Here is a 22590-nt window from a genome sequence, read left to right on the forward strand (position 1 = left end):
GCGCACCATACTCCCGCTCGCACTCACCCGTTCTAAGACCCACCCGCTGAGGTCAACCGCGTTCGCACCACGATTGTAGACTTCGACCCACTCATTCTCGCCTGCCGCCGCGATTTCGTTGATGATGACCTGATCAAATGCCGCAACCGGCGTTGCGGTGCTGGTCGCGGTCGCGGTCGCCATGCTCGTCGCGGTCGCCGTGCTCGTCGCGGTCGCCGTGCTCGTCGCGGTCGCCGTACTCGTCGCGGTCGCCGGCACATTATCATCCTCCTCGATCGAGGGAGGGGTAAGGTGGGGGCTGCTATCCTCCTCTGCCGGGAGAGGGCTGGGATCAGGATCGTCTTCCTCTGGAGGGAAGGTACTAGGATGGGACGTTGCCTCTGTCGCCGTCGCGGCGGGTGCGGGTGGTTCCCCGCTATTCCATGCTCCCGGCGTCGGCATACTAATCTGCCAATGGGCGCTGCCATCAGGCTGGCGGGCAATGGTTTGATCACGCGGGACGACGGTCAAGGGGCTTTGATCAACGATCTGGCCCACCCGATTACTCAACTGCGCCTGATCAGGATCGCCGTTATTGAGGATGGCGCTCGTCAATATCACCACCACCAAGCCACCGGGCGAGATGACCGTTCCCTCAGCGATGAGGGTATGCGGGCCGCCAATGGTGACATCATCAATCCGCCAACCGCTCAGATCGACCGGCAACGGGCCGGGATTGTACAGCTCAACCCATTCTGGGCCAGTGCTGGGATTGTGCATCACTTCGTTGATCAGCACCAACGGCGGTTGCGCCTTTAGCGGCTGGAGCCACGTTCCGGCTAGCACGAGCAAGATTGTGATAATTGCCCACCAACGCACGGCAGTTCCTCCGTAGTTTGATCACTCTACTAAGGAAACCGCGCGAAGTGGGCGAAAGATGCGCGGAAATTGTCGCCAATTTGCAAATTCCTAGTTCAAACGAGCGGCAACTGGCCGTGCGAGGCTAACCGGTGGGCGAAGCGAGTGGTTTCGGGCAGGCGAAAGCGCGTGGTGCAGGCCATCACCAGCTCAGGGGCGCGATCGAGGCTGACCCGATGGCCGGGTGAGACAAAGACCGGTTGGGCATCGGCGCGCGTACGCAGCACCCAACCGATCTGCTCGTGACCATCGGAGAGCGAGCTACACGCGCCGCGTTCAGGTACGGGCGGGGTAAAGCGACCAATCAGACGTTGCTTGGCACACCCAATCGTTGGCAAATCGAGCAACACCCCGATGTGGCAAGCAATCCCGCACCGGCGGGGATGGGCAATCCCGTGCCCGTCGCAGATCACGAGATCGGGCGGCATCCGCAACCGGTCGAGCGCGGTCATGATCGCCGGCGCTTCGCGAAAGGCAAGCAGACCCGGCACATATGGAAAGGTCACCGGCTGACGCACCAGCGCATAATCAACCGGTGTCAACTCAGGGAAACGCAACACCACTACTGCGGCGCGGATCACAGCGCCATCTTGCTCGAAACCGGCATCAACGCCGGCCACCAAACGCAACTCGCCAAACGCATCGCGCAAGACGACGCGCTGGCGCAACGCCTGTTGCTCAGCAATCGCCGCCGCAATCCGCTCATCGTGGTCATCAATCGTCGGCATACCGCTCTTCTCGCCACGGATCGGCATTGTTGTTGTAGCCGTAGCGTTCCCAGAAACCGAGCCGATCGTGATCGAGGAACTCTAAGCCGCGCAACCATTTCGCGCTCTTCCAGAAGTACTTTTTCGGCACCAACAAGCGCAATGGGTAGCCGTGCTCCGGCGTTAGCTCTTGCCCATCATACTTATAGGCCAACAGCACATCATCATCGAGCAACACGTCGAGCGGCAGATTGGCAGTATATCCCTGCTCGCTGTGGGCAATCACGAAACGGGCCGACGGTTTCAGCGGCGGAATATGGCGCAAGAACTCGCGGAAGCTAACGCCTTCCCACACCGTATCGAGCTTGCTCCAGCGCGTCACGCAATGAATGTCAGTCTTGATGGTAACGGTCGGCAAGGCGCGAAACTCACGGAAGCTAAAACGCGCCGGTTCAGCCAATTCACCCCAGCAGCGCAGATCCCATTGTTCGGCAACATTGGTATACTGAGGGACAGTTCCATAGTGCAGCACCGGAAACTTCTCGGTAACGTATTGTCCCGGCGGGACGCGACCTTCCGGTCCAGATTGCGTCTGATCCTTCCGCTTGAACGGGTTGAACATTCGTCCCTCCTTCGCCACTGGATAATCGATAGAAGTTCCTTTTCAAATGGCATTATATCGCATGTGAAAGGATTTGGGTATGGTCACCTTTATGCGCGCTTCGCTTGATCGTCCGGCGTACACCTTGCCCGGTTTTTACTTCACCTCGGCGGAAGTGTTTGCCCGCGAACAAGAGCGTATCTTTGCCCGCCAGTGGATCTGCGCTGGACGCAGCGCCGATGCGCCGGCTGCCGGTGATTATCGTTTGATCGAGGTCGCTGGCGAAAACTTAATCTTGCTCCGCGATCAGAGCGAGCAACTCCGCGTCTATTATAACGTCTGCCGTCATCGCGGGGCGCGACTCTGCACCGCAGCGCACGGCCAGCTCGGCGAGAGTATTATCTGCCCGTACCACGCTTGGACATACCGGCTCGATGGTTCGCTGGCAACGGCCCGTTATATGCAAGATGCACCCGATTTTCGGCGTGAAGACTGGCCCTTGATCAGCGCCGCCGTCGCCGAATGGGACGGATTTGTGTTTGTGTCACTGGCTGATCAGCCAACGCCGTTCGCGCAAGCCTTTGCGCCGCTGATCGGCAAGTTTCAGGCATGGGATGTGGCCCGGCTCCAACGCGGCGCACAGATCGTCTACGAGGTAACCGCCAACTGGAAACTGATTGTTGCTAACTATTCGGAATGCTACCATTGCCCGCTTATCCACCCCGAACTAGTGGCCGTCTCGCCGTGGCAGAGCGGGCGCAATGATTTAACCAGCGGCCCCTTCTTGGGCGGCTATATGGAACTGACCCACGAAAGCATGACTCTCGACGGCCACACCCACCGCTCGCCGCTGCCCGGTCTCGCCGCAGCAGATCAGCGGCGTGTCTACTATTACTCCATTTTTCCCAACCTGTTGCTCAGTCTACACCCCGACTACGTGATGGCGCACCGGCTCATTCCGCCCCGGCCTGACGCAACCACCGTCATCTGCGAATGGTACTTTGCACCGGAAGTGATGGCTGCAGCCAATTTTGACCCCACCGACGCAGTGACATTCTGGGATCGGACAAACCGGCAAGATTGGCATGTCTGCGAACTCTCGCAGCAAGGGGTTAGCTCACGCGCCTACCGGCCCGGTCCGTATGCCCAATCGGAAGGGTTGCTCTGGCAATTTGACCAAGAGTATCTGCGGGTCATGGAAGCGGAGTGATCAATCATCTATGCGCGTTTTAATGTTCACATACGGTAGCCGCGGTGATGTCCAGCCCTTTGTCGCACTGGGAGCGACGCTGCGCGCTGCCGGCCACCAGCCAGTCTTGGCCGCACCGGCGCGCTTTAGCCAGCTTGCCGCCGAACACCGGATCGCGTTCGTACCCCTACCGGGAGACATCGAACACCTTACGCGCCAGATTGCCGATGAAGCCCGTGGCCGGCCATTGCGCCTGATCAGCATCATCTACCGGTTCGCCCTGCCGTTAGGGGCGGAGGTAGCGCGCCGTATCCGACATGCAGCCAAATCCGCCGATCTGATTGTGCATACCTTTTTGACGGTCGCCCTCGGCCATCTGTACGCGCAACACTACGGCATTCCCGAATGCGCTGTTGATCTGTTTCCCTTTTTCGATCCGCCAGCCGAGCTGGCCAACCTGATGTGGCCCACCACCCGGATGGATTTCCGCTGGCGGCGGCTAAGCCATGTCTTTGCCCATCGCGTTTTTCGCGCCAGTCAAAGTGTGACCTACCACATCTTGCGCCAGCTCAACCCCGACATCGGCCCGCCGCGCTTGCCATGGGCCGCGCCGGGCCGCGCCATTCCGCTCTTGCTGGCCTACAGCAAGGCGCTAGTGCCGCCGGGAACAGCACCCTTAAGCAGGCAAACCGGCCCATGGTACCTTCATCAGCCACACTGGCAACCACCACCCGATCTGGCCAACTTTCTCGCCAGCGGGCCACCGCCAGTAGTGGTTAGTTTCGGCAGTATGGCGAGCCGCGAGGCACCGCGCATGGCGACAATCATAATCGAGACCCTCCGGCGCACTGGCCAGCGCGGGATCGTGCAGCACGGTTGGAGCAATTTGCTGCCGAAATGGACACCTGACTACATCTACCTCGCCGGCGACATTCCCCACGACTGGTTGTTGCCCAAAGCCGCCGCGATGATCCACCACGGCGGGGCAGGCACCACCGCCGCCGCCCTCCGCGCTGGCCTGCCGGCGGTGATCGTGCCATTTGCCGCCGACCAGCCGTTTTGGGCATGGCGCGCGCATCTCACCGGCGCCAATCCGGCCCCGCTGCCGGTGGGTGAACTCACGGTTGAACGGCTCAGCGCAGCACTACAGCAGGCGCTATCGCCCACCCACCGCGCACGCGCTGCAGATATCGCCAGACAGATGCGCTCGGAGGGTGGGGTGATGGCTGCGGTAGAACAGCTTGAGCAATGGGTAACCAGACAACTCCACCTTGCGAGGGGGGAATGCTTCGTTGGGGATAGCAAGGGCGCGCAATGACAAGCGGAGAGCGGCAGCGTATGACCCCCACCCCAGCCTCCACTGGGGGAAGGAGTCGCCCACCTCCTCCACACGTGAGGTTAGGATCGGACAAGCAGCGGCCTCCAGCGATGCTTGAGGTCGTCTGACTGCCGCAAGTTCCCGTGTTTACGCGCAGCCTGCCTGAGCGTTGTTGTCAGGGCAAGGGAGTGGACTCTACAGCAATCTCCCACTCTAGCGACAGGCATCCCGCGCAAGGCACATCTCCTGTCCTCGCAGGGGATTGCTTCGCCACCTCCGGCGGCTCGCAATGACAAGCGGGACGCGAGCACAGACGTGGAGCGGGTTGCGCTCGTGCTCGCAGGGGATTGCTTCGCCACCTCCGGCGGCTCGCAATGACAAGCGGGGAGGGGGTGCTCTCACCACGACCCAGAGACACCTGAGCGGATACAACTTGTGTTATGTCACCGGTGTCAGATCGAATAGCAAAATCCCCTCATCGCGGGTACTAACTGCCAACTGTGAACCGTCCGGCGCAATCGCTACGGCCAGCACCGCACCGGCAGCAAGGTCGATTTCGCGCAGCAGGTTGCCGTCGGTAAAGCGATAGAATGCCAAATGACCGCTGATCGTGCCGGCAACGAGCACGTTACCATCAGGCGTCACCGCCAGACAGCTCAACCAACCGCGATCGGCGGGCAAGCTCATCTGAAACACTTCTGCGTTGTTGCGCGCTACGTCGCGCACGCGCAACGAGCCGTCGCTGCTGGAACTAAGCAGGAAGGTATTATAAAAAACAATACTCGTGATCGGGCCATTGTGGCCGCGCAGGATCTGCGGATTCCCGCCGCGCGCCATCTCCCAGACGGCAATCTGCGGCGCATCGGCGGGTTGATTGGTGGCCGCCGCTAAATACGCGCCATCCCCGCTAAAGGCAAGGGTATAGATCGGCCCGCCTAACCCACTTAGCCGGCGGAGATACTGGCGACTCGCAGTCTCCCAGATGTACACCTCTCCACGCTCGTTGCCGACGGCGATCAAGCTTCGATCAGGGCTTACCGCTAGATTGAGCGGAAACCCGTTCATGCCGCTCAATTGCTCGTTGGGCCGGCGATTAATCAGATCGATCGTCACAATTTCGCCGGCTTCGCTAATCGCTACTACCTCGGTATCGCTAATAAACTCGATATAGCGCGTCGTCGCCGCTCCGCCGTCAAGGCTTATGGTTCGCCCGCTCTCCAACACATGCACCCGCACCGCGCCATTAGCGCCACTTGCTGCCAGTAGGCTGCCATCTGGCCCATAACTCACCCCTGTCACCACCCCCTGCGTGACCTGAAAGCTCTGGATGACTTCAGTGGTATCGACATCCCAAACTACCAAATTACCACCCATATCGCTTGAGGCGAGAATCCGTTTGCCATCAGGACTCCAGCTCAACCCTAGCAGCCGCAAGCCGCGCTGGCGTAACACCCCGCGCTCAGCGCCGTTGGCCGGGTTCCACAACCGCACACTGCCATCGAGACTGGCGCTGGCCAGCAAGCGGCCATCAGGGCTATAAGCGACGCCGCGAATAACCACCCAGCCGTCGTGTCCGCGCAATTCGTGCTGAACATTGCCGGTCGCAGCGTCGAGCAGGTAGACGTTGCCGTTGATCGAACCAACCGCAATCTGGCGTCCGTTGGGAGAAAAAGCGATCCCGGTCAACCAAAAGGGCGTATTGCTCTGCGGCTCAACCGGCGCGTTGAAGCGAAAGGCGTCAATCTGCCGCCCGCTGGCTACATCCCACAAACGCGCCGTCCCATCACGCGAGGCCGAAGCCAAGCGTTGGCCATCAGGGCTAAACGCGACATTACCGAGCAGATCGGTATGGCCACGCAACACCACGACCGCCTGCCTGCTCGCCACATCCCAAATACGCACGGTGCGATCAGCGCTGCCCGAAGCCAGCAGGCGACCATCGGGGCTAAACGCCAGCGAGCGAATCCAATCATCGTGGCCGCGCAACTGGGCCAACTCACGCCCATTACGTACATCCCACAACCGCACGACCGGATCATCTTGTGCGCCGGAAGCGAGGATCGCACCGTCGGGACTAAACGCAAGCGCACTGACATCACCAGTATGGCCATTGAGCGTCGTCTGCGACACCAGCGTCTCGGCATTACGCAACTGCACCACCGCACCCACAGCGACTGCCGCCACTTGGTTATCGGGACTGTAGGCCGCGGCTCCAAGCCCATCTTCGCGCAACTGGGCAGTTTGGGTAATCGCTTCGACCTGCTGCAACAACTCTGCCGCCGTTGCTGCGGTTGGGGTAGGCAGGGCCGGCATAGTCGGCGCCATCGCTGATGCGCCTCCGATCCAGCTAAATAGCGAACTATTGGTTATATAGAGACCCAAAAGCACGGCAACAACGACGCAAACACCAAGGGCAATGATAGCAAGGCCACCCACGATAGCCAACAGGCACGACGTGCTAATGAATGGGCGCGACGGTGCGGCAACAGTTGCGGTAGCTCCTGCCGGAGCAGCGACGGGCGGTGGGGCTGGCGGCAAAGGCGCCGGTACAACCGGCGGCGGCGGAGCCGGGGTTGGCGCAACCGGCGGCGGAGCCGAGGTTGGCGCAACCGCAACCATCTGCTCAACCGGGGACATCGCCCCCATTGGTCGCCCGGCCATCAACCGCACCGTCTCGAGCGCGCTGCGCATCTCGCTTGCCCGTTGATAGCGATTAGCCGGCTTTAGTTCCAACGCTCGTAGGGTAAGCTGCTCGGCCAGCACCGACACCTGTGAGTTAAGCGCACGCGGCGCGTTGAGTGGTACGCCGGCTTGGCGCTGGTGAGCCGGCGGTGGCGGCCAACCGGTCAGCAAGTGGTAAAGCACAGCGCCAATCGCATAAATATCACTCACCTGCGCCGGCTCAACCGCGTGATCGTACAGTTCAGGCGCCCGGTATGGCGTAGCTTCAAAGCCAACGTGACGTGCGCAAGCAAACGGGGCCAGACTCAACCCGCCTTCAGGTGACGACCAGAAATCACACGTGCGCACATCGCCGAGCAAGAGCGGCGGCTGATGCGCGTGCAAGCGTTCGAGCACCTGCAATAGCCGGTCAACGATCGCTAACGTCTCACTTTCAGGAAGGGGCGCGCCGCGCTCGCGGGCAAACCGCTCAAGGTCAGCACCGCCGGGATCGTCAGCCACCAGATAGCAGACCTGATCGATAGCAAAATAATCACGCAATGCCAGCAACCCCGGCATATGGACTTGCGCCAACTCACGTGCCAGCCGTAAGACATCTGCCACTGCGTTCTGGTTGGGCTGAGGTAAAGCTGTGATCAACACGCGCAGCGATGAACGCTGATCGATCGCGCGGTACAGCTCGGCATCAGGATAGGCATCGAGCGCGACGGTAATGCGGTAATGACCATTGAGTAAGGTATTGATAGCGAGCATGGCAGCCCTTTGGCAGATAGACAACCGCTAATCCGAATCCACCACCCGCCCTCTGGCAGACGGGTGGTGGAGCGTGTGCTACCATCAGTATACGGGATGTCTCAATCGGCTGCGGCGAGAATGTGCGGTTGCAACATCAGATCGCCCCGCGCTTGCGCTTCGGTAATTCGCTCGATGCAGCGATTGGCGCTGATCACTGCCCCTTCAATCGAGGCTAGAAAATGCTGGCGCGTGTAATCGCCGGCAAGGAAGAAGTTGCGCACCGGCGTGGCCTGATCAGGCCGGTACTTATCGACCCCCGGCAAGGCCTGATACACCGAGTTGGGAATGCGCACGATCGTGTGCTTAAGCAGCTTGGCTTCACGGGCAATTGGGTGCAAGCGGACAAACTCGCTCATCACAAACTGCACCAGCTCATCATCGGGCAGATTGATCAATTCGGCTGCCGGCGCAACCACAAACTGCATAATGCTGTGCTCACCCTTGTGATACTCCGGCGCCACCATCGCCATATCAGCGTAGACGCTCAGATGGGTACCGGCGCTAAACAGCAGGTTATCCACCCCGGCGATGCGCCGGTCAAAGAAGAGCTGCATTGTAATCACCGGCGAACCCTTCAGATGACTCAAATTCGCAAAATATGGCATCTCGCGCAGCGCTGGCGGGATGACTTTGCGCAAATTATGCACCGGCATCGCCGAAACGTAAACATCGCCGGTGATCAGACGGCCATCATCGAGCCGAAAGCCGCTGACCTGATTCGTCTCAGCGTCATACTCAATCGCCGCCACCCGCGCATTCAGCTCAACCCGGCCACCGAGCCGCTCGATCTGTGCAATCAAGGGCCGCCAAATGTTGGTATCAGGCGAACCTTTCACCAACGCCATGCGCGGCGCTTCTTTCTCGTGGGCAAAGTGGAGCATCGCCGTCAGCGGCAACTTGGCCGAGACCCGATCGGCGCGCTGGAAGTTGAGCGCCAGCGCCATCGTATGCATCACTTCGTCAATCGAACGCTGGCCCATCCCATGGCGGAGATGCCACGAAGCGTAGGTCTCGTTATCCTGCTCGTCCACGTACTTCTGATCGCCAAAGATCACGCGCATCAGCCCTAGGCCCATGCGCAATTTATCGCCCAATGAGAGCGGCTTGAAGGCCAACACACCGGCCAATCCATTGAGTGGGGTCGGCAGCCACGGCACAAAGCGGATTGGGGCCAACCCATGGCGCTCAGAGGCAAAGATCATCTCGGCTGGCTTCCAATTGAAGGTATCACCCAAGCCATACCGCTCAAGGAAGGCGAGAAGGTTGTGGTATGCGCCGAAGAAGACGTGCAATCCGCTCTCGATCCAGTCGCCATCAGCATCCTGCCATGCCGACACCTTACCGCCGGGCACGTTCCGCTTCTCAAGCACAATCACCTCGTGACCACGCTCGACCATCGTCCGCGCGACCACCATACCGGCTGGGCCGGCGCCTGCAATCACAATCCGCATAGTGGTATGCTTCCTGTCGCTATTCAATGTGCAAAAATGAACAACCTACATCTTTATAGCACGGTTAGCATGGGCGCGCAAGGAAAATGAACAGCCCTTGCACAAGATGAACCTATCGCCAATCCATTATGTTACTGCGACCGATTCGGATGGGCAAAAGGTGCTCTGCCCCACGAGCGCGACACGCCCCCTCAGCGTCCCTTCCTGCTAAAGCGGGAGATTGCTTCAGAGGCTGCGCCCCCTTGCAATCACAACGATGCTCAGGCAGCTTGTCCGCCAGAGCAGGGGATTGCTCCGGTCGGTATCCAGCTACGCTAGATGCCGCCACTCCCTCGCAATGACATAAGCGACCATACCAACCCACCCCTATCAACGCCAAGAATGGTACAATGCAAGTACATGTTTGCGCTACAATCGTTACCGTTACGCTCACTGACGCCTGCCCTATGCTTCACCGCGTATTGCTCGCTCTTGCCTTGGCCGTGCTCATGAGTGGGCAATTCTTGCTCCCACGCTTGCCCCGCCCGCTCGATCCGCCGCCGCCACGCACGGTGATAACAACTAATCCCCTGATCGGGATTCATACCCGCCTCACCGGCATTGGCGACGAAGCGTACATTCGGCGCACCTTTGCCCAAGTCAACGAGATGGGTGCTCGTTGGATCGTCGAACTCTTTCCGTGGGCCTATATCCAACCACGTTCACGCTACGGGTTTGATTGGGTAGGAGCCGATATGGTAATTGCCCACGCCCGCGCACAGGGGTTACAGGTCGTCGCCCGGCTCGACATTGTGCCGGCGTGGGCCCGCCCGCCCAATACCACCGACCGTTACCTCGACCGCGATCACTTTGCCGATTTTGCCAATTTCGCCGCCGCGTTCGCTGCGCGCTACGCGCCGCAAGGCGTGCGCCATATTGTGATCTGGAATGAACCAAATCTGCGCTTCGAGTGGGGTGAACGCCCGCCTGACCCCGGCGCGTATACCGACCTGCTCAAGCATGTCTACCCAGCCATCAAGGCCGTCGCGCCTGAGGCAATCGTGATTGCCGGCGCGCTCTCGCCCGGCCCCAGCCTCGAAGACGGCACACTGCGCATGGACGATATGCAATTCCTCGCATCACTGGCAGATGCTGGCGCCTTTCCCTTTTTCGACATGTGGGCTGTGCATGCCTACGGCGGACTGGAACCGCCTGATGCTACACCTGCCTTCGATCGAGTCAATTTTCGCCGCATCGAGCTGGTGCGCGAACTGCTTGACCGGCTCGGCGGCGCTGATAAGCGGATCATCATTACCGAGGGCGGCTACAACGACCATCCGCGCTGGAGCGGCGCGGTGCGTCCCGCCGACCGGCTGCGTTGGACGATCGCCACCTATGAACAATCGCGGCGCTATCCGTGGCTCGAAGCGACCATCCTCTGGCAATTCAGCACACCCTTCCTGACCCGTTCGTACCCCGATGCGTGGAATTTTGTCCATCCCGACGGCACGCCGCGCGCGATCTATTTGGCGGTGCAGGAATATGCCCGTAATGGAGTAATGCCAGAGGTGATCGATCCGTAACCGCTGGCTGAAGAAACCGCGATACAGCGGCTACGGAATACAGAGTGCAGCAGTCAAACTACCGCATTTCACACCTGATGAACCAACCCTGTTCCCCAGCCTGCCGCTGCCCGTCGCCACCTGTACCCGTCTCTGGTATAATCGCAGTAATTGTATCTACAACATTTGGTATGTGCGCACCACATAGAGCCAACCAGACAGGAGCGTTCAATGTCCGCTAAGCTGGAATATCGCCTTGCCCGCCGCCTCGCCGCGCTGGAAGCCTCGGCCACCGCCGCCATGACAGCCCGCGTCGCCCAGATGCGCGCCGCCGGCATTAAGGTCATCTCTTTCAGCGTCGGCGAACCTGATTTCGACACCCCTGAACCGATCAAGCAGGCTGCCATTGCCGGCATTCATGCCAACCATACCCACTATACTCCTACCGGCGGAACGCTTGAGCTGCGCAAAGCAGTGGCCGCTCGCGTGACCGCCGATCAGGGCATAACCTATGGCATCAACCAAGTGACCGTCACCACCGGCGCGAAAGAGGCCCTCTATCTCGCTTTCCAAGCCCTCTGCGATGAAGGTGATGAAGCGGTGATTCCTGCTCCATATTGGGTAAGTTATGTCGAGCAAGCCAAATTGGCCGGCGCAACTCCCATCACGCCCCAAACAACCGAGCAGACCGGCTTCAAGCTGACACCCGATCAACTGCGCGCCAGCCTGAGCGAGCGTACCCGCATCGTGGTACTCAATTCACCCTCAAACCCAACCGGCGCGGTGTACAGTGCTGAGGAGTTAGCAGCCTTGGCCGACGTGCTGCGCGATCATTCGGCGATTATCATCACCGACGAGATCTACGATGCGATTTCGTATGTACCGTATGCCCGCCTGTTGCGCATCGCGCCCGATCTAGCCGATCGCACGCTGGTGGTCAACGGCGCTGCCAAAGCTTACGCAATGACCGGCTGGCGCGTCGGTTATGTGGCCGGCCCGCAACCGATCATCGAGGCGATCAAGGCTATCCAAAGCCACACTAGTACCCACACCTCAAGCATTTCACAAGACGCGGCGCTGGCGGCATACACACCCAACCCGGAGATCGAAGCCACCGTCGCAGCGATGACTGCCGAGTTCCTCCGCCGGCGCGATCTCATTCTCGAACTGCTGGCCGAAATCCCCGGCGTGACCTGCACCGTGCCCGACGGCGCGTTCTACGTCTTCCCCAACGTCAGCGCGCTGCTCAACCGTCCGCTGCGCAACGGCAAGGTGTGTAAGACGAGCGACGAACTCAACCTGTACCTGCTTGAAGAGGCGCACATTGCCTGCGTGGGCGGCGAAGCCTTTGGCGCGCCCGGCTATCTGCGCTTGTCGTATGCAACTAGCAGCGAAGAGATCCGGATCGGTATGCAACGCTTCCGCGAGGCTGTGCTTAGCGGGTAGCACACTGAGAGATGAGCCAGCACTTCAACCGCTAACACCGTTGCGCTCCTCTCTCGCACAGGTTGAAGGACGGACAGAACGTTTGGGCGAACGCAACGGTGTTAATCGCTGTGTAATGCCGCAACGCTCGGCATCGCGCTCCCTCTCCCACTGGTGGGGGAGAGGGCTGAGAGCGAGGACTATTAGCCCGTGCAGCGGGCTTCGTAACTCTAGCCCAGCCCTGAGGGGCCGAGTTCCGGACTAGACGTTCTGTCCGCCCCTGAACTCGAATGGGGAGAGGGCCGAGGATTCGCCACCTTCACCTGCCAATCTCCCCCTGCCCACCTACACGCCGAGACCGAGATGAGATCGCTAGGATCAGAACCATCAACCCTGAGTATGGCAGACACTTCACCCTACCACGATCTACCGAACCCTTCCATCCTTGCTGGCCGGCGGATCGTCGTGGTCGGCGACATCACCCTCGACGAATACCTGTACGGCAAAGCCACCCGCCTTTCCCGCGAAGCACCGATTCCCGTGCTCGAATTTCTGCGGCGAGAAACGATCCTTGGCGGGGCGGCCAATCCGGCCCGCAATGTGGTAGCGCTCGGCTCGCAAGCCAGCCTGATCGCGATTGTCGGCAACGATGAGGAAGGGGCGCATTTGCGTGCGCTGCTGCGCGCGGCAGGAATTGACGACAGCGGCGTGATCGTCGTCACCGATCGCATAACTACTCGCAAAACGCGCATTCTGGCCGACGCCGCGCCCCGCTTGCCCCAGCAAGTTGCCCGCCTCGACCGGCTCGATCGCCGACCGCTGACTCCTGCCGAAGAGGATCGAGTGATTGCAGCGCTCGAACAGCAATTACCGGCTGCTGACGCAGTGATCTGTTCCGATTACCAACAGGGTTTACTCACGCCGCGGGTGGTGACCGCGATCCGCGATCACTGTCGCCAACACGGGGTCATCTTTGCCGTTGATGCCCAAGGCAATTCGCACTACTACCGCTCCGCCGATCTCTTTCGCTGCAACGATGCCGAAGCGGCGGCAGCCCTCGGTATACCCTTGCTCGACGATACGACAATGGCGGATGGCATTGCCCGTCTCTATCATGCACTCGCTGCGCGGTTGGTCATCGTCACTCGCGGCCCGGCAGGGTTGGCGCTGATCGGCGACGACGAGCCGTACCAACAACTACCTGCCCACCGGGTCAGCGAAGTCTTCGACACTACCGGCGCTGGCGATACCTTTATTGCCGTCGCCACGCTAGCATTGGCTGCCGGTTGTCGCGGACGCACAGCGGCAGCGCTGGCCAACATCGCGGCGGCGTTGGTCGTGCGGCGGTTGGGGAATGCTGTCGTTACCCCAGATGAATTAGCTGCCGCTAGCGCGGCCGTTAATACAGAATAACCCTCTCGCGATTCGGGCGAGAGGGCGAACACGAACAGCAAATACACTACTAGTGCAACAAAGCTATTCCACTGCTCCTAGGCGCCTGAACGCGCTGAGCGCATCTTCCTCGGTCTGATAGATTTCGGCGTATTGCGCCAAACCGACCATACGAAAGATCTTTTGGAAATGAGGCGACAACCCACTGACCGCCAGCTTCTGCCCATTCTGATTCACCTCGGTGACAATCCCAATCAGAATGGCAATCCCAGCACTATTAATATAATCGTTTTGGCGAAAGTTGAGCAGAATAAACCGATCGCCCCTCGCCGTTACTTGCCGGTAAGCGCCGTTAATCTTCTCTTCGGCGAATGTCGTCACATCACCGATCAGATCGATAATCGCCACACCATCGCGATGGCGAATATTGACGGTCAACTCATCTTCTAACATCGATTGCTCCTCAATCATCCACCGTCATCCGGCAGATCACGATGCGCTCACGCTGTCCCCTACCAGATTGCGGTAAAACACAAGCCGCATACACGTGCCATCGTTCGGATCAGCCACGACACTCACCTCATCGGTGAGCGTAACAATGAGCATCAGACCCATCCCTCGCAATGAAGCGCGCTGCTCAAACGTCCACTGAACCGGCTTGCGCGGCAACATCGGCAACGAACCGCCCTCATCAGAGACCTCGATCACCAAACGTTGTTCGTCCACAGTGCAGAGCACCTGCACTTTGCGCTGCGGGTCGGATCGATTGCCATGTTCGATCGCATTCATACACGCTTCGCACAACGCCGTCTTTACATCTTCGACGCGCTCTGGCGTAATGCCGCAGCGTCGAGCCAATGAAGCCACTGCGTCACGCGCAATCACTTCATAGCCGAGAATACTGGGGAGGATGATTTGCATAATGTCCCGGCTTATTGATCACCAACCGGCGAGCGTTCAAGATGGACAACCATTCGCACCTGATTCCCACCGCCCGGCGCTAGGGTAAATTCTACTTCATCCATTAATTCACGCATGAGCCAAATGCCCCAACCGCCCTTATCAGCGCGTTGGAAGGCATCAGCGATACGAGGCTGCGTCTTCGTCTGTTCAAGCGCTAGCGCCCGCCGCCCCTGATCTGACACACAAATAATCAGCTCAGCGGGGCGCACGGTCAGCACGACCACCACTTTCATCGCTGCATCGGCTTGGTTACCGTGCTCGATAGCATTGGTCACTGCTTCGCCGATGGCAGTGCGCAAAGCGTCAATCCGCTCATCAGCCAAACCCATCCGCCGCGCCAGCGCCGCCGCTGTATCCATCGCGATCCGTTCATACCCTAGCCGGCTTGGCAGACGCAGTTCAATCACCTGTCCGGTCACGCCCTCGGCATCGCTCATGCCTGTTTTCCCACCTTACGAGCGTCAAATTATAGAGTTATTGTAAGGCAACAAAATTGGTCATAGAGCCGTTGCTTCGCAACGGCTCTACATATTGATGCAACACATTTATGATAGCACAGGCATCAACAAGCGTGTTACCAGATCTCAAGCCGCGATCACACTCATCATAACGGAATATTGCCATGTTTTCGCGCGGGCAGGCTCTGGCGTTTGGTGCGGGCTAGGCGCAACGCGCGAATCAGAGCCGGGCGCGTCTCCCGCGGTTCGATCACGGCATCGATATAGCCGCGTTCGGCAGCGACATACGGGTTGGCAAAACGATTTTGATAATCTTCCACCAGCTCGGCCAACCGCGCCGCCGGGTCATCGGCTTCAGCCAACTCTTTGCGGAAGATGATCCGCACGGCGGCATCAACTCCCATCACCGCAATTTCGGCCGTCGGCCACGCGAAGTTGAAATCGGCCCGAATATGCTTGCTCGCCATCACATCATACGCGCCACCGTATGCCTTGCGCGTAATCACTGTCAACTTCGGCACCGTCGCCTCACAGTAGGCGTAAAGCAACTTCGCGCCGTGGCGAATAATCCCTCCGTACTCTTGCTGGGTGCCCGGCAAGAAGCCCGGTACATCAACAAAGGTCACAAGCGGAATATTAAAGGCGTCACAGAATCGCACAAACCGCGCTGCTTTGACCGAACTGTCAATGTCGAGCGTGCCGGCCATTTGCAGCGGCTGATTGCCGACAACGCCAACCACGTGCCCATCGAGCCGGGCAAAGCCAATCACAATATTCTTCGCCCACGCCGGCTGCACCTCAAAGAAGAAGCCATCGTCCACCACCGATTCGATCACTTTGATCATATCGTAGGCTTTACGCGGATTGTCGGGAACAATGCTCTGCAACTCCTCGTCCATCCGCTCTGGATCATCGGTTGGCGGCTGGTACGGCGGATCTTCCATATTATTCGCCGGCAAGAATGACAGCAGCATTCGCAACTGGTCAAAGCACTCATCTTCGGTATCAGCAGCAAAATGGGCCACGCCGCTGCGCGTGTTATGGGTCATCGCCCCGCCCAACTCTTCAAAGCCAACCTCCTCACCGGTTACTGTCTTGATCACATCAGGCCCGGTAATAAACATCTGGCTGATGTTTTTGACCATAAAAATAAAATCGGTCATTGCCGGCGAATAGACTGCGCCGCCGGCGCAAGGGCCGGCAATGATCGAGAGTTGCGGAATGACGCCACTACTGAGCACATTGCGGTAGAAGATTTCGGCATAACCGCCGAGGCTTACCACACCCTCTTGAATGCGCGCACCGCCGCTGTCGTTAATCCCGATACAAGGCACTCCCATTCGCAATGCCAGATCCATCACCTTGCAAATTTTTTCGGCAAACACCTCACCGAGCGAACCGCCGAAGACGGTAAAATCTTGCGCAAACACACACACCGGACGGCCATCGATTGTGCCGTGACCGGTAATGACGCCATCGCCCAAGGGCTTACGCCGATCCATACCAAACGCCGAGGTGCGATGAACGGCAAAAGCATCGAGTTCAACAAACGAACCGGGGTCAAGCAAACGCTCAATCCGTTCGCGCGCGGTCAACTTGCCACGTTCATGCTGGCGGGCAATTGCCGCCGGGTCTTGATTGCGCGCTCGTTCGCGCCGCTCGCGCAGCGCTGCAATCTTTTCCGCTGTGGTCTGCGCCATAGCACTCCTCGCTTCCAGCGCCGGCTTGCGCCGCCGGCAATACGGTTTAGATCACGCTTCCTGAATGTATGATCACCCTCGTGACGACGAGCAATCGATCTTATTTCTCTGCTCCGTCACTCCCCATTCCCGATTCTCTGCCCCGCCGGCCCTGCCAGAGCACAGCCAACGCAAACGCCGGCACCGCATCGATAATCCGCCGCCAGCGCGCCGGTTGCACCGCCAAGCGGAAGGCCCACTCCAAGCCCAACCGGCGTATTACCTGCGGAGCGCGCGGCACCCGCCCAGCTAGATAATCAAATGTCCCGCCTACACCCATTGCCAGCGGCACCTGCACGAACGGCTGGTTGCGCGCGATCCACAACTCTTGGCGCGGATGGCCATACGCCACCAGCAAGATATCAGGCCGCGCCGCAGCGATGATCTTGCGCTGCTGCTCATCAGCTTCCGGCGCCGGCGAACCGGCATAGCAGCCGGCAATCTGCAACCCCGGCCAGCGTTGGAGCAGCACTGCCGCCGCCGCTTCCGCCACCCCCGGCCCCGCCCCTAACAAGAAGATACGGTAGCCGCGTTCCGCCGCGAGCTGGGCCAACCGTTGCGTCAACTCCACTCCGGTCACCCGCCCCCGTAACGGCGTGCCCAACCAGCGCGCTGCGAGCAGCACGCCAAAACCATCGGGCGTATTCAAATCAGACGCCTGCAACACCGCGCGAAATGCCGGATGACGCCGTGCTTCCATAATAAACTCCGGATTAACCGTACAGATCTGGTGCGGCCCGCCGGCTTCGATCATCGCCGCTGCCCGCGCCACCACCTCCGGCTCGGTTACATCGTCAATCGGTATCCCCAGAATATCAATCCGGCCTGATCTCATCGCTATTCCTGCTAAGACGCGGTGTATCGTCTCTCATCATACCGCATCCGGCTACAAACAAAGCCAACGTCGCACAGCAGAACCACCCAAATTCCTTACGCCCCCTCCCCCATTTGCTCATTCGTGACATTCGTTCATCCGTTCCCCCATTCGTTGTCCAGTTTGACAAAGCCTAGTGACAGTGCTATACTCCGATACTGCTGCGAAGAAATTGCGCAGCAGAATGTTTGTGCGCCATGCGGCCCACTTCTAAGGCGCAGTGGCATACTGCGACCAGATCTCTGGGCCAGTTATTATTTTGTCTACAAAAGCTTGTTGATCGCAGGCCGGTTTAAAGGAGAGCATTAGATGCCGACCATTAACCAACTTGTTCGGAAGCCGCGCAAGCCGGTGGTGAAAAAGACCAAAGCCCCGGCCCTGCGCTTCACCTACAATTCGCTGAAGGGGAAGCTGTCTCGCGGCCGCGGATCGCCACAGAAGCGCGGCGTCTGCACCAAGGTGACGACCATGACGCCGAAGAAGCCCAATTCGGCGCTGCGCAAGATCGCCCGCGTGCGGCTCTCCAACGGCCTTGAGGTGACGGCATACATCCCCGGCGAGGGGCACAATTTGCAAGAGCACTCGGTAGTGTTGATCCGCGGCGGCCGTGTCAAGGACTTACCCGGTGTGCGCTATCACATCGTGCGCGGCACGCTCGATACGCAGGGTGTCAACGGTCGCAAACAGGGTCGCAGCAAGTACGGTACGAAGAAGAATCAGCCGGTCGGCAAGGGTGCAGCCGCTGGCAAGGGCGGTAAGAAGTAAGAGAGGTGCGGTATGCCCCGTCGCGGTACGGTTGAACGGCGGCCAGTTCCGCCGGATGCGCGCTACAATAGCGTTCTCGTTCAGAAGTTTATTAACAAGGTCATGGAGCGCGGCAAGAAGAGCCTCGCCGAGCGGATCGTCTATCAGGCGCTTGATCTTGCCGCCGAACGGCTTAAGAAGCCGCAGATGGAAATTTTCGAGCAGGCGCTGCGCAATGCAAGCCCTTCGATCGAGGTGAAGCCCAAGCGCGTCGGCGGCGCCACCTATCAGGTGCCTGTCGAGGTTAAGAGCGACCGCCGCTATTCGCTCGCGATGCGCTGGTTGCTGATGTCGGCCCGCGCTCGCTCGGGTAAGCCAATGGTTGAGCGCCTCGCCGCCGAGTTGATCGATGCCTATAACAATACCGGCGCGACGATTAAGCGGAAGGAAGATGTTCACCGCATGGCGGAAGCCAACCGCGCTTTCGCCCACTATGGCCGGCTCTAGCGCCGGTCTCGGTTTAGAGGATACGGCGACTTGCGTCGCCTCACGTAGGAGTATGTGACGGGTATGCCACGTCAGATCGAACTCGACAAGGTACGCAATATCGGCATTATTGCCCATATCGACGCGGGCAAGACCACGACGACCGAGCGGATCCTGTTTTATACCGGCCGCACGTACAAGATCGGCGAGGTTCACGAGGGTACCGCAACGATGGACTGGATGCCGCAGGAGCAGGAGCGCGGGATTACCATCACCGCCGCAGCGACGACTGCCCCTTGGCGTCTCAATGGCGTTGAGTATCGGATCAACATTATCGATACTCCCGGCCACGTCGACTTTACGGTAGAGGTGGAACGATCACTGCGCGTGCTCGACGGCGGCGTCGTCGTGTTCGACGGCGTGGCTGGCGTTGAACCTCAGTCGGAAACGGTCTGGCGACAGGCCGATAAGTATAACGTGCCGCGCATCTGCTTCGTCAACAAGATGGATCGCGTTGGCGCGAGTTTCGAGCGCTGCGTGCAGATGATTAAGGATCGCCTCGGCGCAAAGCCGGCGATTGTCCAGTTGCCTATTGGCGTCGAAGATACGTTCCGCGGTACGATCGACCTCTTCTCGATGAAGGCTACGATCTATTATGACGACCTCGGCAAGGATATCCGCGAAGAGGAGATTCCTGCTGAGCTGCGTCCCGCCGCTGAAAAGGCACGCAACGAGCTGATCGAGATGATCGCCGAGACCGACGATGAGCTGACGCTGCTTTACCTCGAAGGCCAAGAGTTGACCGTCGAGGAGCTGAAGCGCGGTCTACGTAAGGCGACTATCGAACGCAAGCTGGTGCCGGTGCTCTGTGGTGCGGCCCTCCGTAACAAGGGCGTCCAGAAGCTGCTCGATGCTGTTATCGAATACCTGCCTTCGCCGCTTGATCGCCCCGCTATCACCGGTACCTTGCCCGGTCAGGTGATGGGTGATGAGGGGGTTGAGGTGATTACTCGCCGCGTCAGCGACGATGAGCCATTTACTGCACTGGTCTTTAAGATCGTTGCTGACCCGTATGTCGGTAAGCTGGCCTACTTCCGCGTCTACGCCGGCAAGATCGAGAAGGGATCGTATGTCCTCAACTCGACCCGTGGCCAACGTGAGCGCCTTGGCCGCCTCCTCCGCATGCATGCCAATCATCGTGAAGATATCGATGAGGTGTATGCTGGCGAAATTGCGGCGATGGTTGGCCCCAAGAATTCCTATACCGGCGATACAATCTGCGATCCCGATCACCCGATCGTGCTTGAGAGTATTCGCTTCCCTGAGCCAGTGATAGAGTTGGCCATCGAGCCGAAGACCAAGGCTGACCAAGATAAAATGTCGATCGCGCTCAGCCGGTTGGCTGAAGAAGACCCGACCTTCCGTGTCTACACCGACCCAGAGACCGGCCAGACGATTATCAAGGGCATGGGTGAGTTGCACCTTGAGGTGATCGTCGATCGCATGCGCCGCGAGTATAAGGTCGAGGCGAATCAGGGCAAGCCGCAGGTTTCGTACCGCGAGACAATCACCATCCCGGTTGATCACGAGACCCGCTTTGTTCGCCAGACCGGCGGTAAGGGCCAGTATGGCCACGTCAAGATTAAGTTCGAGCCGTTGCCCCCCGGCGGTGGCTTCGAGTTTGTCAATGCGATCGTCGGCGGTGTGATTCCCAAAGAGTATATCCCCGCCGTCGAGCAAGGCCTGCGCGAGGCGATGCAAACTGGTGTGATCGCTGGCTATCCGGTGGTTGACATCAAGGCGACGCTGTATGACGGTTCGTACCACGAGGTTGACTCGTCGGAAATGGCCTTTAAGATCGCGGCTTCGATGTGTCTCAAAGAAGCGGTTCGCCGCGGCAAGCCGCAATTGCTCGAGCCGATCATGAAGGTCGAGACGGTCACTCCTGAGGAGTTCCTTGGTACCGTGATCGGTGATTTCAACTCGCGCCGTGGCCGCATCGAAGGTATGGAAGCTCGCGGCAATGCGCAGGTGGTGCGCGCCTTTGTGCCGCTGGCCAATATGTTTGGCTATATGACTGATCTCCGCTCGGCAACGCAGGGGCGTGCTACTTCGTCGATGGAGTTTGACCATTACGAGCCACTGCCTGATGCATTGGCCAAGGAGATTATCGAGAAGCGCAGCGCAAATTAGTGAGGAAGGACGGGGATGGCCGCCCCGCGCGGTCGTCCCTTTTCTGCGAAGATGGAACTACGCCTGCTGACGCCGCCGCCTTGGTCTGATTATGAGTTGATCGATTCAGGCCATGGCGCGAAATTGGAACGGTTTGGCCCGTATGTATTGGCCCGGCCGGAGACGCAGGCGATCTGGTCGCCGCATTTGTCGGCGACCGAATGGCGGAAGGCTGATGCGACTTTTCGCCGCACGCGCGGCGATGAGGGGCCGGGTGAATGGCAACAACATCGCCCGTTGCCCGAACGATGGTCGATTAATGCCAATGGGGTGCGTTGCTGGCTACGCTTGACACCGTTTCGCCATACGGGCGTTTTTCCGGAACATAGCGCCCATTGGGAATGGTTGGCCCGGCAAGTGCAGCGCCGTACCCAGCCGCGCGCGTTGGTGTTGTTTGGATATACCGGATTGAGCAGCCTGCATCTCGCCCGTTGCGGCGCGCACGTGACGCACGTCGATGCTTCAAAGCCCGCCGTGCGTTGGGCGCAAGAGAATCAGGCGCTGGCCGAACTGACCGACCGCCCGATCCGGTGGCTGATCGATGATGTCGGTAAATTTGTCGCCCGCGAATTGCGGCGTGGAAATCGCTACGATTTGATTTTGCTCGACCCGCCGGTGTTTGGGCGCGGGCCAAATGGTGAGATTTGGCGCTTGCACGAACAATTGCCGCAATTGCTGGCTCAATGCGCTGCATTGCTCAGCCAGCAACCGTTAGGTGTGTTGGTGTGCGCTTATGCGACAACCATTTCGGCGCTGACAATCGGTAATCTGCTTGCCGAGACGATGGCGCCATTTCATGGGTATGTAACTGCCGGCGAGTTGGCTATTCCAGAACAGACTACTCGCCGCTTGTTGCCCACGGCGATTTATGCCGTTTGGTCTGATCGGGAATAAGCCGCATCCGGCTGATAAGGATAAGATAAGCAGATCGCGCAGAAACGCGGAGGAACAACGCAATGGCCAAGCAGAAATTCGAGCGGACGAAACCGCATATTAACGTCGGCACCATCGGCCACGTCGACCACGGTAAGACGACGCTGACGGCGGCAATTACCAAGGTGCTCTCGCTGAAGGGCGCCGCCCAGTTTATGGCTTA

At 59.4% G+C, this 22590-nt stretch carries 20 protein-coding genes; 10 read left to right on the plus strand and 10 right to left on the minus strand.

What is annotated here, in order from left to right:
• The 3 genes from Q1A00_RS16575 to Q1A00_RS16585 all read right to left on the minus strand — a co-directional run.
• Positions 1-858: lamin tail domain-containing protein (locus Q1A00_RS16575; protein ID WP_299757907.1), on the minus strand; the 858-nt coding region annotated here is incomplete at its 3' end.
• Between the two features lie 95 nt (positions 859-953).
• Positions 954-1625, minus strand: coding sequence for a deoxyribonuclease V (nfi, locus tag Q1A00_RS16580; RefSeq protein ID WP_298407572.1), 672 nt, complete (start codon positions 1623-1625; stop codon positions 954-956).
• Positions 1612-2226: a sulfite oxidase-like oxidoreductase gene (locus Q1A00_RS16585; RefSeq protein ID WP_298407569.1), complete on the minus strand. Its 615-nt coding sequence runs from the start codon at positions 2224-2226 to the stop codon at positions 1612-1614. The genes nfi and Q1A00_RS16585 overlap by 14 nt, the downstream gene beginning before the upstream one ends.
• A gap of 79 nt (positions 2227-2305) precedes the next feature.
• On the opposite strand from Q1A00_RS16585, the gene Q1A00_RS16590 reads away from it, so the two are divergent.
• Entirely contained in the window at positions 2306-3415 is a 1110-nt protein-coding gene (locus Q1A00_RS16590; RefSeq protein WP_299757911.1) for an aromatic ring-hydroxylating dioxygenase subunit alpha, read from the plus strand.
• Positions 3416-3425: 10 nt separating this feature from the next.
• Positions 3426-4712, plus strand: coding sequence for a glycosyltransferase (locus tag Q1A00_RS16595; protein WP_299757914.1), 1287 nt, complete (start codon positions 3426-3428; stop codon positions 4710-4712).
• Between the two features lie 438 nt (positions 4713-5150).
• Here Q1A00_RS16595 and Q1A00_RS16600 read toward each other — a convergent pair whose 3' ends face one another.
• On the minus strand, positions 5151-8147 hold the full coding sequence (locus Q1A00_RS16600; RefSeq protein ID WP_298483074.1) for a serine/threonine protein kinase: 2997 nt from the start codon (positions 8145-8147) through the stop codon (positions 5151-5153).
• Positions 8148-8248: 101 nt separating this feature from the next.
• Positions 8249-9640, minus strand: a complete 1392-nt coding sequence (locus Q1A00_RS16605) for an FAD-dependent oxidoreductase (RefSeq protein WP_298407562.1) — start codon at positions 9638-9640, stop codon at positions 8249-8251.
• Positions 9641-10086: 446 nt separating this feature from the next.
• Here Q1A00_RS16605 and Q1A00_RS16610 point away from each other — a divergent pair, with 446 nt between their 5' ends.
• The 3 genes from Q1A00_RS16610 (at position 10087) to Q1A00_RS16620 (ending at position 14019) form a co-directional block, all read left to right on the plus strand.
• A complete protein-coding gene (locus Q1A00_RS16610; protein ID WP_298489954.1) occupies positions 10087-11202 on the plus strand; it encodes a hypothetical protein in 1116 nt (371 codons plus the stop codon).
• Positions 11203-11412: 210 nt separating this feature from the next.
• On the plus strand, positions 11413-12627 hold the full coding sequence (locus Q1A00_RS16615; protein WP_298406717.1) for a pyridoxal phosphate-dependent aminotransferase: 1215 nt from the start codon (positions 11413-11415) through the stop codon (positions 12625-12627).
• A gap of 378 nt (positions 12628-13005) precedes the next feature.
• Positions 13006-14019: a bifunctional heptose 7-phosphate kinase/heptose 1-phosphate adenyltransferase gene (locus Q1A00_RS16620; protein WP_298406719.1), complete on the plus strand. Its 1014-nt coding sequence runs from the start codon at positions 13006-13008 to the stop codon at positions 14017-14019.
• A 63-nt stretch (positions 14020-14082) separates the two neighbouring features.
• On the opposite strand, the gene Q1A00_RS16625 is transcribed toward Q1A00_RS16620, so the two are convergent.
• The 5 genes from Q1A00_RS16625 to Q1A00_RS16645 all read right to left on the minus strand — a co-directional run bounded on the left by Q1A00_RS16625 (position 14083) and on the right by Q1A00_RS16645 (position 17993).
• A complete protein-coding gene (locus tag Q1A00_RS16625) occupies positions 14083-14451 on the minus strand; it encodes an STAS domain-containing protein (protein WP_298406721.1) in 369 nt (122 codons plus the stop codon).
• Positions 14452-14487: 36 nt separating this feature from the next.
• The gene (locus Q1A00_RS16630) at positions 14488-14919 is read right to left on the minus strand and encodes an ATP-binding protein (protein WP_298406723.1); all 432 of its coding nucleotides are present in this window, start codon (positions 14917-14919) and stop codon (positions 14488-14490) included.
• A gap of 11 nt (positions 14920-14930) precedes the next feature.
• Complete coding sequence (locus Q1A00_RS16635) at positions 14931-15398, minus strand: ATP-binding protein (RefSeq protein WP_298406724.1); 468 nt, start codon at positions 15396-15398, stop codon at positions 14931-14933.
• Between the two features lie 167 nt (positions 15399-15565).
• On the minus strand, positions 15566-17119 hold the full coding sequence (locus Q1A00_RS16640; RefSeq protein WP_298406725.1) for an acyl-CoA carboxylase subunit beta: 1554 nt from the start codon (positions 17117-17119) through the stop codon (positions 15566-15568).
• Between the two features lie 100 nt (positions 17120-17219).
• The gene (locus tag Q1A00_RS16645; RefSeq protein WP_298406727.1) at positions 17220-17993 is read right to left on the minus strand and encodes a WecB/TagA/CpsF family glycosyltransferase; all 774 of its coding nucleotides are present in this window, start codon (positions 17991-17993) and stop codon (positions 17220-17222) included.
• A gap of 348 nt (positions 17994-18341) precedes the next feature.
• Between Q1A00_RS16645 and rpsL the strand changes: the two genes are divergently transcribed.
• The 5 genes from rpsL to Q1A00_RS16670 form a co-directional block, all read left to right on the plus strand.
• Positions 18342-18797 (plus strand): 30S ribosomal protein S12, encoded by a 456-nt coding sequence (rpsL, locus tag Q1A00_RS16650; RefSeq protein WP_298406729.1) that lies wholly within the window; start codon positions 18342-18344, stop codon positions 18795-18797.
• A gap of 12 nt (positions 18798-18809) precedes the next feature.
• Entirely contained in the window at positions 18810-19283 is a 474-nt protein-coding gene (gene rpsG / locus Q1A00_RS16655) for a 30S ribosomal protein S7 (protein WP_298406731.1), read from the plus strand.
• 63 nt (positions 19284-19346) lie between these two features.
• Positions 19347-21455, plus strand: coding sequence for an elongation factor G (fusA, locus tag Q1A00_RS16660; RefSeq protein WP_298406734.1), 2109 nt, complete (start codon positions 19347-19349; stop codon positions 21453-21455).
• 51 nt (positions 21456-21506) lie between these two features.
• Entirely contained in the window at positions 21507-22388 is an 882-nt protein-coding gene (locus Q1A00_RS16665; protein WP_366144822.1) for a class I SAM-dependent methyltransferase, read from the plus strand.
• Between the two features lie 62 nt (positions 22389-22450).
• On the plus strand, positions 22451-22590 hold a 140-nt coding region (locus tag Q1A00_RS16670; protein WP_299757924.1), incomplete at its 3' end, for a GTP-binding protein.

Origin of the sequence: uncultured Chloroflexus sp., from assembly GCF_938091255.1 — a bacterium.
Taxonomy (GTDB): domain Bacteria; phylum Chloroflexota; class Chloroflexia; order Chloroflexales; family Chloroflexaceae; genus Chloroflexus.

What these genes read in the sequence shown, in the direction of transcription:
- Q1A00_RS16585 (WP_298407569.1), bottom strand. Translation starts at nt 2,226, where the DNA reads ATGTTCAACCCGTTCAAGCGGAAGGATCAGACGCAATCTGGACCGGAA.
- Q1A00_RS16625 (WP_298406721.1), bottom strand. Translation starts at nt 14,451, where the DNA reads ATGTTAGAAGATGAGTTGACCGTCAATATTCGCCATCGCGATGGTGTG.
- Q1A00_RS16635 (WP_298406724.1), bottom strand. Translation starts at nt 15,398, where the DNA reads ATGAGCGATGCCGAGGGCGTGACCGGACAGGTGATTGAACTGCGTCTG.
- Q1A00_RS16600 (WP_298483074.1), bottom strand. Translation starts at nt 8,147, where the DNA reads ATGCTCGCTATCAATACCTTACTCAATGGTCATTACCGCATTACCGTC.
- Q1A00_RS16640 (WP_298406725.1), bottom strand. Translation starts at nt 17,119, where the DNA reads ATGGCGCAGACCACAGCGGAAAAGATTGCAGCGCTGCGCGAGCGGCGC.
- Q1A00_RS16610 (WP_298489954.1), top strand. Translation starts at nt 10,087, where the DNA reads ATGCTTCACCGCGTATTGCTCGCTCTTGCCTTGGCCGTGCTCATGAGT.
- Q1A00_RS16645 (WP_298406727.1), bottom strand. Translation starts at nt 17,993, where the DNA reads ATGAGATCAGGCCGGATTGATATTCTGGGGATACCGATTGACGATGTA.
- Q1A00_RS16605 (WP_298407562.1), bottom strand. Translation starts at nt 9,640, where the DNA reads ATGCGGATTGTGATTGCAGGCGCCGGCCCAGCCGGTATGGTGGTCGCG.
- Q1A00_RS16595 (WP_299757914.1), top strand. Translation starts at nt 3,426, where the DNA reads ATGCGCGTTTTAATGTTCACATACGGTAGCCGCGGTGATGTCCAGCCC.
- Q1A00_RS16630 (WP_298406723.1), bottom strand. Translation starts at nt 14,919, where the DNA reads ATGCAAATCATCCTCCCCAGTATTCTCGGCTATGAAGTGATTGCGCGT.
- Q1A00_RS16590 (WP_299757911.1), top strand. Translation starts at nt 2,306, where the DNA reads ATGGTCACCTTTATGCGCGCTTCGCTTGATCGTCCGGCGTACACCTTG.
- rpsG (WP_298406731.1), top strand. Translation starts at nt 18,810, where the DNA reads ATGCCCCGTCGCGGTACGGTTGAACGGCGGCCAGTTCCGCCGGATGCG.
- Q1A00_RS16620 (WP_298406719.1), top strand. Translation starts at nt 13,006, where the DNA reads ATGGCAGACACTTCACCCTACCACGATCTACCGAACCCTTCCATCCTT.
- fusA (WP_298406734.1), top strand. Translation starts at nt 19,347, where the DNA reads ATGCCACGTCAGATCGAACTCGACAAGGTACGCAATATCGGCATTATT.
- Q1A00_RS16615 (WP_298406717.1), top strand. Translation starts at nt 11,413, where the DNA reads ATGTCCGCTAAGCTGGAATATCGCCTTGCCCGCCGCCTCGCCGCGCTG.
- rpsL (WP_298406729.1), top strand. Translation starts at nt 18,342, where the DNA reads ATGCCGACCATTAACCAACTTGTTCGGAAGCCGCGCAAGCCGGTGGTG.
- nfi (WP_298407572.1), bottom strand. Translation starts at nt 1,625, where the DNA reads ATGCCGACGATTGATGACCACGATGAGCGGATTGCGGCGGCGATTGCT.
- Q1A00_RS16665 (WP_366144822.1), top strand. Translation starts at nt 21,507, where the DNA reads ATGGAACTACGCCTGCTGACGCCGCCGCCTTGGTCTGATTATGAGTTG.